This window comes from Pedobacter steynii, assembly GCF_900103665.1.
Taxonomy (GTDB): domain Bacteria; phylum Bacteroidota; class Bacteroidia; order Sphingobacteriales; family Sphingobacteriaceae; genus Pedobacter; species Pedobacter steynii.
On sequence record NZ_FNGY01000008.1, the window covers coordinates 56054 to 69388 of the forward strand.

General features: G+C 41.8%; 12 protein-coding genes. 8 read left to right on the forward strand and 4 right to left on the reverse strand.

The genetic code is table 11. The features are described 5' to 3' along the window. Window positions 1-38: 38 nt before the first annotated feature. From BLQ87_RS21665 to BLQ87_RS21675, 3 genes are all read left to right on the forward strand, one after another. Window positions 39-1568 carry an endonuclease/exonuclease/phosphatase family protein gene (locus BLQ87_RS21665; protein WP_074611233.1) on the forward strand — a complete coding sequence of 510 codons (1530 nt, stop codon included), beginning with the start codon at window positions 39-41 and terminating at the stop codon, window positions 1566-1568. A 106-nt stretch (window positions 1569-1674) separates the two neighbouring features. After that, a complete protein-coding gene (locus tag BLQ87_RS21670) occupies window positions 1675-2811 on the forward strand; it encodes a peptide-N-glycosidase F-related protein (RefSeq protein ID WP_074610982.1) in 1137 nt (378 codons plus the stop codon). Window positions 2812-2941: 130 nt separating this feature from the next. After that, complete coding sequence (locus tag BLQ87_RS21675) at window positions 2942-3673, forward strand: phosphodiester glycosidase family protein (RefSeq protein WP_074610984.1); 732 nt, start codon at window positions 2942-2944, stop codon at window positions 3671-3673. A 29-nt stretch (window positions 3674-3702) separates the two neighbouring features. On the opposite strand, the gene BLQ87_RS21680 is transcribed toward BLQ87_RS21675, so the two are convergent. Continuing rightward, the gene (locus BLQ87_RS21680; RefSeq protein WP_074610987.1) at window positions 3703-5247 is read right to left on the reverse strand and encodes a serine hydrolase domain-containing protein; all 1545 of its coding nucleotides are present in this window, start codon (window positions 5245-5247) and stop codon (window positions 3703-3705) included. 153 nt (window positions 5248-5400) lie between these two features. On the opposite strand from BLQ87_RS21680, the gene BLQ87_RS21685 reads away from it, so the two are divergent. Next, a complete protein-coding gene (locus BLQ87_RS21685) occupies window positions 5401-6117 on the forward strand; it encodes a hypothetical protein (RefSeq protein ID WP_074610989.1) in 717 nt (238 codons plus the stop codon). Window positions 6118-6265: 148 nt separating this feature from the next. Here the strand turns inward: BLQ87_RS21685 and map are convergent, their stop codons facing one another. Continuing rightward, entirely contained in the window at window positions 6266-7030 is a 765-nt protein-coding gene (gene map, locus BLQ87_RS21690; protein WP_074610991.1) for a type I methionyl aminopeptidase, read from the reverse strand. Window positions 7031-7234: 204 nt separating this feature from the next. Here map and BLQ87_RS21695 point away from each other — a divergent pair, with 204 nt between their 5' ends. Continuing rightward, window positions 7235-7921: a substrate-binding periplasmic protein gene (locus BLQ87_RS21695; protein WP_074610993.1), complete on the forward strand. Its 687-nt coding sequence runs from the start codon at window positions 7235-7237 to the stop codon at window positions 7919-7921. 18 nt (window positions 7922-7939) lie between these two features. On the opposite strand, the gene BLQ87_RS21700 is transcribed toward BLQ87_RS21695, so the two are convergent. Beyond that, entirely contained in the window at window positions 7940-8764 is an 825-nt protein-coding gene (locus tag BLQ87_RS21700; protein ID WP_074610995.1) for an ion transporter, read from the reverse strand. Between the two features lie 20 nt (window positions 8765-8784). Next, window positions 8785-9492 carry an arylesterase gene (locus BLQ87_RS21705; protein ID WP_074610997.1) on the reverse strand — a complete coding sequence of 236 codons (708 nt, stop codon included), beginning with the start codon at window positions 9490-9492 and terminating at the stop codon, window positions 8785-8787. Window positions 9493-9566: 74 nt separating this feature from the next. On the opposite strand from BLQ87_RS21705, the gene BLQ87_RS21710 reads away from it, so the two are divergent. The 3 genes from BLQ87_RS21710 to BLQ87_RS21720 are packed head-to-tail and all read left to right on the forward strand — an operon-like array spanning window position 9567 to window position 13212. After that, window positions 9567-10256: an ABC transporter ATP-binding protein gene (locus BLQ87_RS21710; protein WP_074610999.1), complete on the forward strand. Its 690-nt coding sequence runs from the start codon at window positions 9567-9569 to the stop codon at window positions 10254-10256. Continuing rightward, complete coding sequence (locus BLQ87_RS21715; protein ID WP_074611001.1) at window positions 10249-12822, forward strand: ABC transporter permease; 2574 nt, start codon at window positions 10249-10251, stop codon at window positions 12820-12822. The genes BLQ87_RS21710 and BLQ87_RS21715 overlap by 8 nt, the downstream gene beginning before the upstream one ends. Further along, window positions 12823-13212 (forward strand): DUF2784 domain-containing protein, encoded by a 390-nt coding sequence (locus tag BLQ87_RS21720; protein WP_074611003.1) that lies wholly within the window; start codon window positions 12823-12825, stop codon window positions 13210-13212. Window positions 13213-13335 lie beyond the last annotated feature (123 nt).

Below are 13335 nucleotides of genomic sequence, written 5' to 3' on the forward strand. Positions count from 1 at the left end.
TGTTTGTTCAGCTGAAAATAAATAATTTACCCTGGCAAATGACTTTTAAAATAAAACTGATGACTGCGCTTGTGATGATGAGCGCAAGTGTTTTCGCTCAAAATCCAGTATACTTTCAATCTTTCGAGCCGGCTGCCCAATACAGCACGACAAAAGGAATAGCCGGATCTGCTCTGGACCTTTCTGCTAATGCAGCGATCCGTAAAATTTTAACGGTAAAAAATCCGCTGAATGAAAAAGACGGAGATTTTTCTGTCATGCTATGGGTAAAAGCTTCGCCTCATCTGGCCAGTGATTATGATGTGCTTTCCTCCACAAGATTAACCGATAAAAAATTAAAGGGCTGGAGATTGGGTGTTCAGGCAAATGGCGCATGGCAGTGGGAAGCGATGGGAAAAAGCAGGTATGAATATAACCCTACTGTGGAGCGACAAACTGTTAAAGACAATAAATGGCATTTGCTTGCTTTTAGCTATTCAAAAGAAAAGGAAGAGGTCCGCTTATATTATGATGGTGTAAATACAGCGATCTATTACAGCCCTGGCTTAGATTCCTTAAATGCAAAGGAGCTCCTGATTGGAGGAAGAATCGCAGATCCTACAAATTCTTCCAGCGCAGAATACCGGGACCAATGGCATGCCTTCAATGGCGCATTAGATCAGGTCACTTTATTTACGGAAGTGCTGAGTTCTGATTTTATTCAAAATGAATACCATGCCCATTTTCCTGTTTTAAATACAAAAGCGTTAACGAATGAAAAGAATGTGCTCAAAGTGATGAACTTCAATATCTTTCACGGAGGAAATGAGACTGGAAAAGAGGTGGGAGTGGAGCGCATTGTAGAAGTGATCAAAAACTCCGGAGCAGACCTGATCTCTATGCAGGAAACTTATGGTTCAGGTGCCAGAATTGCAGATCGATTGGGCTATTATTTCTATTTGAGAAGTACCAACATCTCCATCATGAGTCGTTATCCAATTGAAGAAACCTTGGCAGGTTATAAATCATTTTATAATGGCGGAGCGAAGATCAGGTTGTCTAAAGATCAAAAAATAGCATTTTTTGCCAATTGGCTTAATTTTCCGACAGACTATTGGGGAGATCTGGAGAAGAACGTTAAACTGAATGCCGATACTTTAACCAAACAAATGGACCAGGGGAATACTGCTGATTTACGCAATATCCTGCAAATCATCCAGCCTTATGTGGATCAGTCTGCGACTACTCCGGTGATCTTTTGCGGTGATTTTAATTCTGGCTCTCACCTGGACTGGATCGAATCAACCAAACATCTGAATGGCGGTTTAGTAGTTCCTTTTCCTTCCGGATTGCTGTTAATGAAAAACGGATTCAAAGATTCGTTCCGGGAAATACACCCTGATCCGCTAAAAGTAAGAGGAATTACCTGGAGCCCGATGTCTGTGGATGCATTTAAAGACAGGATTGATTATATCTATTATAAAGGTTCAAAAATCAAAGCCATCGCTTCGGCTACCATCGATCAGCATCCGGTAAAATATCCTTCAGATCATGCCGCACTGCTGACAACTTTTAAAATTCAGAAATAGGGATACTTGTCTTTTCTTGCTTTTTTCCGGTACGGAAATAGATTGGTTTTGTTGGTAAATAAATATAACTTTATGATACTTAGATATTAACAAACCCTTCATCCCTATGAAAAGAATTAATTTAATTTTATCCTTTCTGCTATTGTCAGGATCAACAGGCTTCTACGCCTGTAAAAAAAATGCCAGAGAATTGGAAGCTGGCAAGGCAAAAATGGAAATGTCAAATGCATCAGGTAATGCGCTGGCGACTAATTTTACCATCAATACCTTTAACAAAGAACCAATTGCAAATGCTGCGGTAGTTTCAAAGAAATTTACTTTTCCAGCTGGTTCAGACGACGTAACAAAGATACTCATGCATGTTTATCTTACTTGTCCTACCGGAGGATGTCCGCCATGGGATGTGTTTGCCAACCTGAAGCTGATGAAAAGTAACGGTGATGACACGAAGACCTACGGTTACGAATTGGGACGTTGGATTACGCCCTATGGCAGGCCCAATACTTCTATACCTGGTGGCTGGGTGATCGATGTTACCGATTTTCGTTCGCTGTTAATTGGAGAGGTTACATTGGAGACAAGAGCAGAGGTTTATAGCGGAACCTGGCAGTGCTCTGTTGATTTTGAATACTTCACAGGCACACCGCAATACAAATACTCGGCTGTAGTGCCGGTTATTGAATACAATGCCTGGTCAACATCCGGTATCACTTTCGGCAAAGGTATCGTTACTGCAAATTCATACAACGGAAAGCAAATGGGCTTTTCTATTCAAATGCCATCAAATGCAGAAAAAACATCTTTTAGGAGTATAATTTCAGGTTGGGGTCACGCTCAGCCATTGGCTCAGGGAGGACGTGGCTTTGCGGAATGGGCTTTTAGGAAACATCAGCTAAATATAGATGATACCCCAGCTTTCTGGCATGATATGGCAAGTCTGGGCTGTGGAACGAATCCTAAAGTAGTAAAAAATCAAGGGGGCAACTGGACGGGCAACAGGGCAGGATGGTGTCCGGGAATGGAAGTCCCGGTAAGGACAGATGTGCTGGCAACACCAAAGGCGGGTCAGACTTTTAACTTTAATTATGTTTTGCAGGAAGATCAATGGAACCCATCTGATATGACGAGTAAGTGGAGAGATAATGATGCCGTGCCCGGTGCTTATTATGCGCTGTCGACTTATTTAGTGGTGCAAAGCAATACGCCACTTACCACTATACCGATAGTTACCAACCGGCCGTAAAATACCCACCGACCTAAAAAAGGAGGGCTGGACTTCAAATGTCTTGTCCCTCCTTCTTTTCTCTTATGCTTAAACAGGTAGCGAAGTACTTAATCCTATATTTGTGTTGCCCGAAAAATTTGAAAGATTCATGAACAGGAGCAAAACTTCGATTTCAGCCATATTAGTTGTTCTTGTATTAGCAGGGGTGTTTGTATTCGCCCAAAAACCTAAACGCGCAGACGAGCAGTTTGTAAGCTATATTGTGGACACCAAAAAGCAAGACCTCAAACTGTATTGGAAAGACGACCAGCAGGAAATCTTTAAAAGCATACAGAATCTAAAAAGCTGGCTTGACAAAAAGCATAAGAAATTAGTGTTTGCAATGAATGCAGGAATGTATAAAAAGGACAATTCAGCACAAGGCCTTTTTATTGAAAATCGAAAATTAGTAACCGCTTTAGACACAACAAGCGGAGCGGGGAATTTCTATTTAAAACCAAATGGCGTTTTTTACATCAGGGTCGACAATTTGCCTGGTATCTGCACGACCTCAAAATTCATCAACAATGGAAAACTGAAGTACGCCAGTCAATCAGGTCCAATGTTGATCATCGACGGACAAATTCACTCCGCATTTAAAAAAAGTTCAACAAATCTGAACATCAGAAACGGCGTGGGGATTTTGCCAGATAATAAAGTCATTTTTGCAATGTCAAAGAAGGAAGTTAATTTGTATGATTTTGCTGAATATTTTAAAAACCTGGGTTGTAAAAATGCTTTGTATCTCGACGGACTTGTTTCCAGAACCTATTTACCTGAGAAAAACTGGAAACAAACGGATGGAAATTTTGGGGTAATCATTGGCGTGACGACAGATTAATACGCTGGTTAGGCTCCTGGCTAAATAGACTATCGTAAGAGCTTGAAATAACGGTCGTTAGAATATACCCCTACAATCACATTATTTTCCTTTTTGACAGAGAAAGAACGCAACATTGTCCTGAAATTAATCAAGCCGGTGCTATCGGTTAGCAGGTGTAATTGCCCTTTCAGGTTTCCCCAGGAAACTTTTCCGGCATTGTTGATTTCCATTGTACCAGATTTTTCAGCACCGTCATATCGGCCGGAGAGTTTTTTATCCATTGGTATTTTTTTGTTAATGGCCTCCGTTATCTCCTTTGTTTCCAATGTATCTGATTCGAAGTTTTTCTGTAGTGACAGGAGGTTTTCTTTAGCAATGCTGCGCTTGTTGTCTTTGTTTAAAATCGAATTGTAGATATAGTTTGCTACCAAGTGAGCCAAAGCTTCCATTCCTTTCTTGTTGCTTAAGACCACCACGCCGATCTTTTGATCTTTCATGAACGATAAATGCGAAGAAATGCCGCTGTAACCGCCTAAACGCGATACGAGTTGTTCCCCGTTAAAGACAGATTGTTCCCATCCCAGACCATAGCCAAATCTTTCATAAGATTGATAGCGATTTTTTTGGGGAACAATTGCAGATGTGGCCATAGCAATTTCTTCTTTACTCAATACCCCAGGAACCGAATTTCCTTCACTAATGAAGAACTGCAGGTATTTTAGCAGATCAGCTACGGTAGTCAGATGCCCACCAGCGGCCGACATGGAGTTATCTGCTTTGTCAAATACAGTGCTCAGCTTGCCTTCCGACTCGTCTATTACGTAACTGATGTATTTAGGGGCTGCTTTTGAAACATAGGCCGTGGTCTTTTTCATCCCTAAAGGCTGGAAAAGATAATCATCCATCACCTCTTGCCATGGCTTGCCCAATTGCTTTTCGACGATCATTGAATAGATGACAGGGCCGAGATTGGAATAATTAAAGCGATCGTCTGGTAAGGCGGTACTCCGCGTTTTTAGCATGGCCATCAGTTGTTCGGTACTTTTGATTCCAATAAAAGCTGTCCATACCACTGCATCATTATTTTTGATGCCATGGGTATGGGTGATCAGAGAGCGTATGGTGATTTTATCAGGATGGATCTTTTGATCGTCAAAAGTAAAACCAGGCAGGTAGTCCGCAATTGTTCCATCCAGCCTGATGATGCCTTTGCGGTCTAATATGGCCGCCAGTGTTCCGGTCAGGGACTTGGACGTTGAGGCAATATAAATTTGGGTTCGGTCGGAAAATCTCGTCTTAGTTTCAGGATTGGCATAACCGTAATTCTTTTTCAGAAAAACATGGCCATCCTTTACTACACCTAAGGTTAAATTGAGTTCCTTCCCTCCGAATGAGGACCTGATCTGACTCAATAACACCTCCAGGGAATCGCTTAAATTTTTGGATGATTTATCTCTGTAATAATCGCTTTTAACCTGCTTATTGGTGTTGTTTTGAGGGTTTGTAAGCGCAGCTGAAACTATAAATAGAATGACGCATAGCGGATAGCAAGCGAATGAAGATTGCAGTTTAAGTTTGTGGAGTAATATCATAAATTAATCAGTTTAGGTTAACCTAGGTGTTAAGACCACAAGATTGAGAATCAGGTTACAGTAGATCCACGAGTTTATCCTTAAAGGATAAAACAGTGTTTTTATGTTATTTTTTCTACCTTTATTAGCTATGTTTTTATTAGAACTATTTTTATGAAAAAAGTAAACGCATTTATGCTGATCTTATTGGCCTCAGCATTTCCATCGGTTAAGGCTCAGATTTATGAACAACCGTCGACAGGAAGTATTGGAATCGGAACAACCACAATTGACAATGCCCAGACCTGGCGCAGGGTACTACAGTTAAATGCAAATGATCACGCTAAATTTTTGGTAACCACTACTGGTGGAGTTAAAGTCGGCGTATTTAGTCACGATGGTTATAACGGTAAAATCGGAACTGAAAGCGCCCATAATCTAACCTTTACTGCTGGTTATTGGAATGATGTAATGACACTCACAACAGGAGGGAATGTCGGAATTGGGACATTGAATCCCTCGGCAAAACTGGCAGTAGACGGAAACATTAAAGCAAGAGAGGTAAAAGTCGAAAATACAGTTTGGCCTGATTACGTGTTTGAAGGTTCCTATCAGCTCCCTACATTAAAGGAAACAGAACATTACATCAAAGAAAATGGTCATTTGCCTGGAATTCCCTCAGCGGCAGACGTAAAAGCTAATGGAATTGAGTTAGGAGATATGAATGCCAGGCTGTTAAAGAAAATTGAGGAAATGACTTTGCTTTTTATCGAAGAGCATAAAAGAAATACGGAGACCCAACAGCTCTTAAAAGAACAACGGGATATGATAAAAGCGCTCTCGGAGCGATTGCGTCATGTTGAAAATGCCAACAACAAAAAAACGAGCTAAAAAATGGATGTAATTCCAATCGCATTATTGTGTTCCTGATTAAAGGGGCTTTAGGACTTGAATCATCACCAGGTTTTTATAGAAAATACGGCATAAAAAAAGAGATCTGGTGTTCTCCAGATCTCTTTTTTCGTTAAATCACGTCTGATTAGGAAATGATCTCGTTCATCGCAGTCAGGATTACCGGAGCACCACCTGTCACCATAATCGTATGCTCATGCTGAGCCACAAAACCACCTTTATTTCCTAAAAATGTCCAGCCATCAGCCTGCTCCACGGCAAGACTAGATTGAGTAGCAATGAAAGTCTCAATGGCCACTACCGAGTTTTTCTTGAATCTTTCCTGATTAAAGCGGTCGTAATAATTCAGGATCTGATGCGGTTCTTCATGTAAACTTCTGCCTACACCATGCCCGGCAAGGTTTTTAATCACCATATAACCTGCTTTTTTAGCTTCAGTTTCTATAATCCTTCCAATTTCAGAGATTTTTACACCTCCTTTAATATGTTGAAGTGCTTTTGTTAAAATTCTTTTCGATGCTTCTACCAGAGGGGCATGGTTATTAAAATCCTGTCCCAATACGAAGGATCCTCCGTTGTCAGACCAGAAGCCATCCAGCTCTGCAGATACATCTATATTGATCAGGTCGCCTTCTTTAAAGATCTTATTTTCAGTAGGGATACCATGTGCAATTTCATTGTTCACACTGATACAAGTCCATCCCGGAAAACCATAAGTTAACCTTGGTGCTGATTTTGCTCCTTTAGACTGAAGTAGGGCACCACCAAAATTATCCAGCTCCAAAGCAGACATTCCTGGTTGAGCATATTCCCTCATTTCCTTTAAAGCAAGGGCTACAATTTCACTTATTTTACTGATACCTAGTAATTCGGCTTCTGATGATATCGACATATTTTCTCGTTTATTTCTTTAATCAAAGTTACAGAATTAGAAATAACCTTTCATTTTAAACCTATAATTTTATTTATTTTGTTCAACATGTAAAGTTTTTGCTTAAATTCCTGTAAGAAATGTCTTCTTTACATTCAAAATAGAGACAAATTGCTTTTACTGTCGTAAATTAGCCGCGCCAAATCACTTAATCCCGGAATAATTATGGCCCCAAAGAGAGTATTGAAAGTCGGTTTAGATTCTGCCGCACCATTTCCCATGCATTCGGACTATAATTCCGAAAAATTCGAAGGATTTGAGGTAGATTTATTAAGTGAAATTGCTAAACACCTTGATTTTGAGATACATTATGAAGTTTCTTTGTGGAAAACAATCCTGGAGAAACTTTTTAAAGGAGAATTAGACCTGATTTGTTCGGCAGTAACGGTGACCTCCTCCCGCAAGCATATTCTGGAGTTTACAGAACCTTATTTACACTTCAGACTTTGTGCTGTAGTACCCGCTGAAGGCGCGCTGGACGAGCTGAAAGACTTTAAAAATAAGACAATCGGGGTTAGAACCGCAACAGAAGCGGAAAGACATGTCCATACCAAATTCCCTGACAACAACATGTTCCATGCAGATACGAATAAAGAACTGTACAGAAAACTTCAGGCAGGAAAGATTGATATGCTCGTTGATGACTCACCCATTGCAGGAGGCTTCCTTCAGAACAACAGCAAACTAAAAATAGGCATGTTCCTGCCAAATACCGATTCTCATTATGCCATTGCGATGAAAAAAGGGGATCTGGAGTTGAGAAAACAATTCAATACAGGCCTGAAAATGCTGAAGGAAAACGGAATTTATGATGCCATTTATGCAAAATGGTTTAGCGGGATTCAGTTTTAAAACTCAGGAATTTAACCATTAAAGCTTTGTTGCGCAGTATTTACAGAATTTAGCATCCTGATCATGGCCTTCACGGCCGCATCCAGGACATACCTGATGGTGGAATCCTTTATTTCTTGCTGCGGCGGCCATTTCTGTGGTGATAATCCCTGTGGGGACCGCGATGATGGCATAGCCGATCAGCATCATAAATGAGGCGACAAACTTTCCCATTGGCGTGACAGGGGAGATGTCTCCATATCCAACCGTGGTAATCGTAACAATAGCCCAGTAAATGCTTTCCGGTATACTGGAAAAGCCATTTTCCCTGTTTTCCACCAGATACATAACAGAACCCAGAATCACTACAAGTGTAAGAACGGTAAGCATAAATATGCTGATCTTGCGCAAGCTGCCACTAATGGCTACCGTTAAAAACTTCATTTCCGACAGGAACCGCCCTAACTTAAATATCCTGAAAATCCGCATCAGTCTTAAAGCACGCAGGGCGAGTAAAGACTGGGCACCTACAAAGATGACACTCAGATAAGAGGGAATCAAGGCGAGCAGGTCGATGATGCCAAGGGGGCTCTTTACATAATTGAGCGGATGCCTGATGATCACCAGCCGAAGGATATATTCTATGGTAAACAGGACCGTAAATGTCCATTCGGCTATAGAGAAAAACGAACCGAATTGCCGGTGGTAGCTATCGATACTATCCAGCATCACGATCAGAATACTGGCAAAAATTGCAATAAGTAAACCCACATCAAATGCTTTTCCCGCAAATGTATTGGACTCATAAATGATCTCATGGAGCTTCGCCCGCCAGTCTTTATTCTTTTCGTTCTCCGTATTCATAGTTCTTTATTGGAATTTCCTTATAAAAGCCCTTTTAACTGGCCCCATACATTTTCTGCAAGAATTTTCTGTCCTTCAACAGTTGGATGAATCCCGTCTTTCTGGTTGAGTTTAGGCACACCGCCAACGCCCTGTAAGAGGAAAGGGACCAGTACCATATTGTTTTTCTTTGCCAATGCCGGGAAAATAGATTTAAATTCTTCAGCGTATTCAGCACCCATACTCGGTGGAATCTGCATTCCTGCAAGTACAAACCTGACCTGAGGGTATTTCTTTTTTACCTTATCTGTAATTTGCTGAAGGTTCTTTTTCGTGTCGGCAAGTGGAAGTCCTCTTAATCCATCATTTGCACCAAGCTCTAATACGATAATGTCAAAAGGTTGTTTTAACAACCAGTCGATCCTTGTTTTTCCTGCCGCTGAAGTTTCTCCGCTTAATCCTGCATTGACTACCTTATAAGGCAATTTCAGGGAGTCAATTTTATGCTGAATGACTGCCGGGAATGCTTCATTCACGTCCAGACCAAGCCCTGCAGTCAGACTCGTTCCAAAAAAAAGAATCTTCTTTACCGCCTTATCGTCGGTTTTATTTGCTGTGGATTTCGTAGTATCCGCTTTTTCATTTCCGGATTGCCCGTTTCCTTGTCCGCCGCCACAGGAAGAAAACAAGGATGCCATGGAAAACAGCGTTGTTAAAACGATAGAACTTACAAAATAATGACGTAACATATGTGTTGAATAAGGGTCTGAATATAGTCAATATTGCCGATAGCGTGTATATTTAAACAAAAAGAACTCCGCCTGTGGAAAATATCCTTAACATCCGAAACGTAAGTAAAATTTATCAAAACGCGGGGCATCAGCTCACTGTACTGGACAACATCAGCTTTTCCATTCAAACGGGATCGACAGTTTCCATCACGGGCCCTTCGGGAAGTGGAAAGACGACTTTACTAGGTCTTTGCGCAGGATTGGACCGTTCCAGCTCAGGTAGCGTCGAACTGAATCAAGTAGCATTAGATCAGTTAACTGAAGATCAGCGTGCAGCAGTGAGAAATAAATATGTAGGATTCATTTTTCAGAATTTCCAGCTCCTGCCCACCTTAACGGCGTTGGAAAATGTGATGGTACCATTGGAGTTAAGGGGAGAGAAAAACATTAAAAGCCATGCCATGGATTTACTGGATAAGGTTGGTCTTTCCGATCGTTCCGGACATTATCCCGTTCAACTCTCCGGAGGAGAACAGCAGCGGGTATCCCTTGCACGTGCATTTTCAAATAAACCGGCCATACTTTTTGCAGATGAACCCACTGGGAACCTGGATGCGGAGACCAGTGATAAAGTCGTCAAACTGATGTTCGACCTGAACAGGGAAGCCGGGACAACGCTGGTGATCGTTACCCACGACCTGGACCTTGCCGGGAAAACCAACAGAATGATTAAATTAAAAGGTGGCGTGATCATCTCTGACCTGGAATTGAGCCATGCCTGATCAAAAATTTGATATCAAACGATCGGTAAACTACGCCTGGCTGTTAAAGATGGCCTGGAGAGACAGCCGTAAAAACAGATCCAGACTTTTTCTTTTCATCTCTTCCATTGTATTGGGAATTGCAGCATTGGTAGCCGTTTATTCTTTTAGAGATAACCTCCAAAGGGATATTGACAATCAGGCAAAAGAACTGACAGGTGCAGATTTAGTGATTGAAAGTCGTAGGGCGCCAAAAGAAGCCGTTGTTAGTTTACTAGACACCCTCGGACAACAACGGGCGGAAGAAAGAAACTTTGTTTCTATGGTCTATTTTTTAAAAGGGGCCGGAAGCAGGTTGATTCAGGTGAGGGCACTGGAAGGAAATTATCCTTTTTATGGAACCATAGAAACGAGCCCTGTTACTGCCGCTCAAACTTTTAAACAGGGTAAAAATGCGCTGGTAGATAAAACATTAATGTTGCAGTTTAATGCGGCAGTAGGAGATTCCATCAAAATCGGATCGGTTCGTTTCGCGATCGCCGGAAACCTGGAAAGCGTTCCCGGACAAAGTGGAATTGCGAGTACGGTTACCCCGGTAGTCTATATTCCATTGCAATATCTGGAACAAACAGGGTTAAACCAGATGGGGAGCAGAATCCAATACCGTTATTTTTATAAGTACGATAAGGTTGCTTCCGCAGAACGGGACCTGAAACGCCACCAACGACTTTTTAATAAAGAAGGACTGGATCATGAAACAGTGGCGACGAAAAAAGCAAGTACCGGAAGGGCTTTTGGCAACCTGAATAAATTTCTGGCACTGTCTGGTTTTATCGCCCTTTTATTGGGATGCATAGGGGTAGGAAGCGCAATTCATGTATATATTAAGGAAAAGCTCGGCACCATTGCCACTTTAAGGTGCCTGGGGTTAAATGCGGGAGAAGCCTTTCTCATTTACCTGATTCAAATTGCGGTTATAGGTTTTATCGGAGCCATTGCAGGAGCCATTTTGGGTACCCTGGTGCAGTTCGCCTTACCTTTAATATTACAGGACTTTATTCCGATAGACATTAGTATGCAGATTTCCTGGCTGGCAATTGCACAGGGACTGGCCATCGGACTCATCATTTCCATTTTATTCGCATTGCCATCCTTACTTTCCGTCAGGAACATTTCTCCTTTAAACGCGATCAGAGTTTCTTTTGATTCGGTTGTTGCGAAGCGTGATCCCTTAAAATGGTTGGTTTATGTGCTCATTGTGTGGTTTGTTTATGGGTTCAGCTATTTGCAAATGAACGGCTGGCTGGAGGCATTGGTGTTTATACTGGGTATTCTGATTGCCTTTCTTTTACTGGCAGGGCTTTCAAAACTGCTCATGCTGATTTTAAGAAAGTCCATTCCGGATACGATGAACTATTTATGGCGACAAGGCTTTGCAAACCTTTACCGCCCTAATAACCAAACCTTAATGTTGACAGTGTCCATAGGCTTATCCACTCTTTTTATCGTAACACTTTACCTGGTACAAGGGGTTTTACTGAATAAAGTTTCCCTTTCTGCTGATTCTTCACAATCCAATATGGTCCTGTTTGACATTCAGGCGGGTCAAAAGGAAGCGTTGGCGAATTTAACGAAGCAGCATAAATTGCCGGTGCTGGGCCAGGTGCCCATTGTGACGATGAGAATTGAAGAGATTAATGGCAAAACTGCGGAGGAACTGGATAAGGCGGATAGCCTGCAGCAGAAAAGTGGGAATTCCGCATTGCGGGCTTTTAAAGGAGAAATCCGGGCAACTTATCAGGCAGATCTGAGGGCCACAGAAGAACTCGTGGAAGGAAAATGGACCGGCAACACACCTGAAGGAGGAACCGTGAAAATTTCTTTGGAAAAGGGCTATGCCGAAAGGATCAATGTGAAAGTTGGCGATAAAATTGTTTTCAATGTACAGGGCTTGTTATTGCCGACAGAAATCGGGAGCCTGAGAATGGTAGATTGGAATACTGTCCAGCCTAATTTCAGAGTGGTTTTCCCGACAGGGGCATTGGAGCAGGCGCCACAATTTTATGTGCTGATGACGCATGTGCCTACGGAAAAAGTGTCTGCTGACTTTCAGGTTGCTGTCGTTAAAAGCTTTCCAAATGTGTCAATCATTAATTTAGGTATGATCTTGCAAATACTTAATGATCTGTTTACTAAAATTAATTTTGTAATTCGTTTTATGGCAGGCTTCAGTATGGCGACCGGCTGGATTGTACTCTTATCAGCAGTGATGAGTAGCAAGGGGCAGCGGTTGAGGGAAAGCGTATTATTGAGAACAATGGGAGCGAACAGGAGACAAATCCTGACGATCACTGCACTGGAATATTTATTTTTAGGGGTATTGGCATCGGCAGCCGGGATCATTCTCGCAGTTGCGGCCAGCTGGGCGGTTGCTGCTTTTAGCTTAAATGCTACCTTTGCCCCGGATATTTTACCCTTAATCGCATTTTTTGTGATCATTCCGGTATTGGTCATGATCACGGGGATTTACAGCAGCCGAAGTGTACTCAATCATCCTCCATTGGAAATTTTAAGAAAAGAAGCATAAATGAGCTTACCTGTTTTAGATTTTATATATACCCTTGTTCACCTGCTGATCATCGGTTTCAACCTTTTTGCATGGGCATTTCGGGCAACGAGAAGACTGCACCTATATGGAGTTGCGGTTACCCTGGCTTGCTGGTTGATTCTGGGCATCTGGTATGGAATTGGTTATTGCCCGGTAACGGATTGGCAATGGCAGGTAAAAGCCCGGCTGGGCGAGCAAAACCTGCCCAATTCATTCGTTAAATATTATGCAGATAAAATCAGCGGTCGATCAGTTGATGCAAATCTGATCGACATCATTACCGCTGGTTCTTTCCTTTTATCCATTATTATCTCTGTTTATCTAAACTTTTTTAGCAAAAAATCAAAGCTCAAAGCGAAGTCTAACTAAAGTTGGTAACAGTGCTGTTACTCTGCTTTTTATGAAAGCCGATCCCGGACAACAGGAACTTAACTCCCAGTGTAAAAGGACATTTGACAGCGGTTTTTTGCGCCTATTTTCCTATGTTTAGAA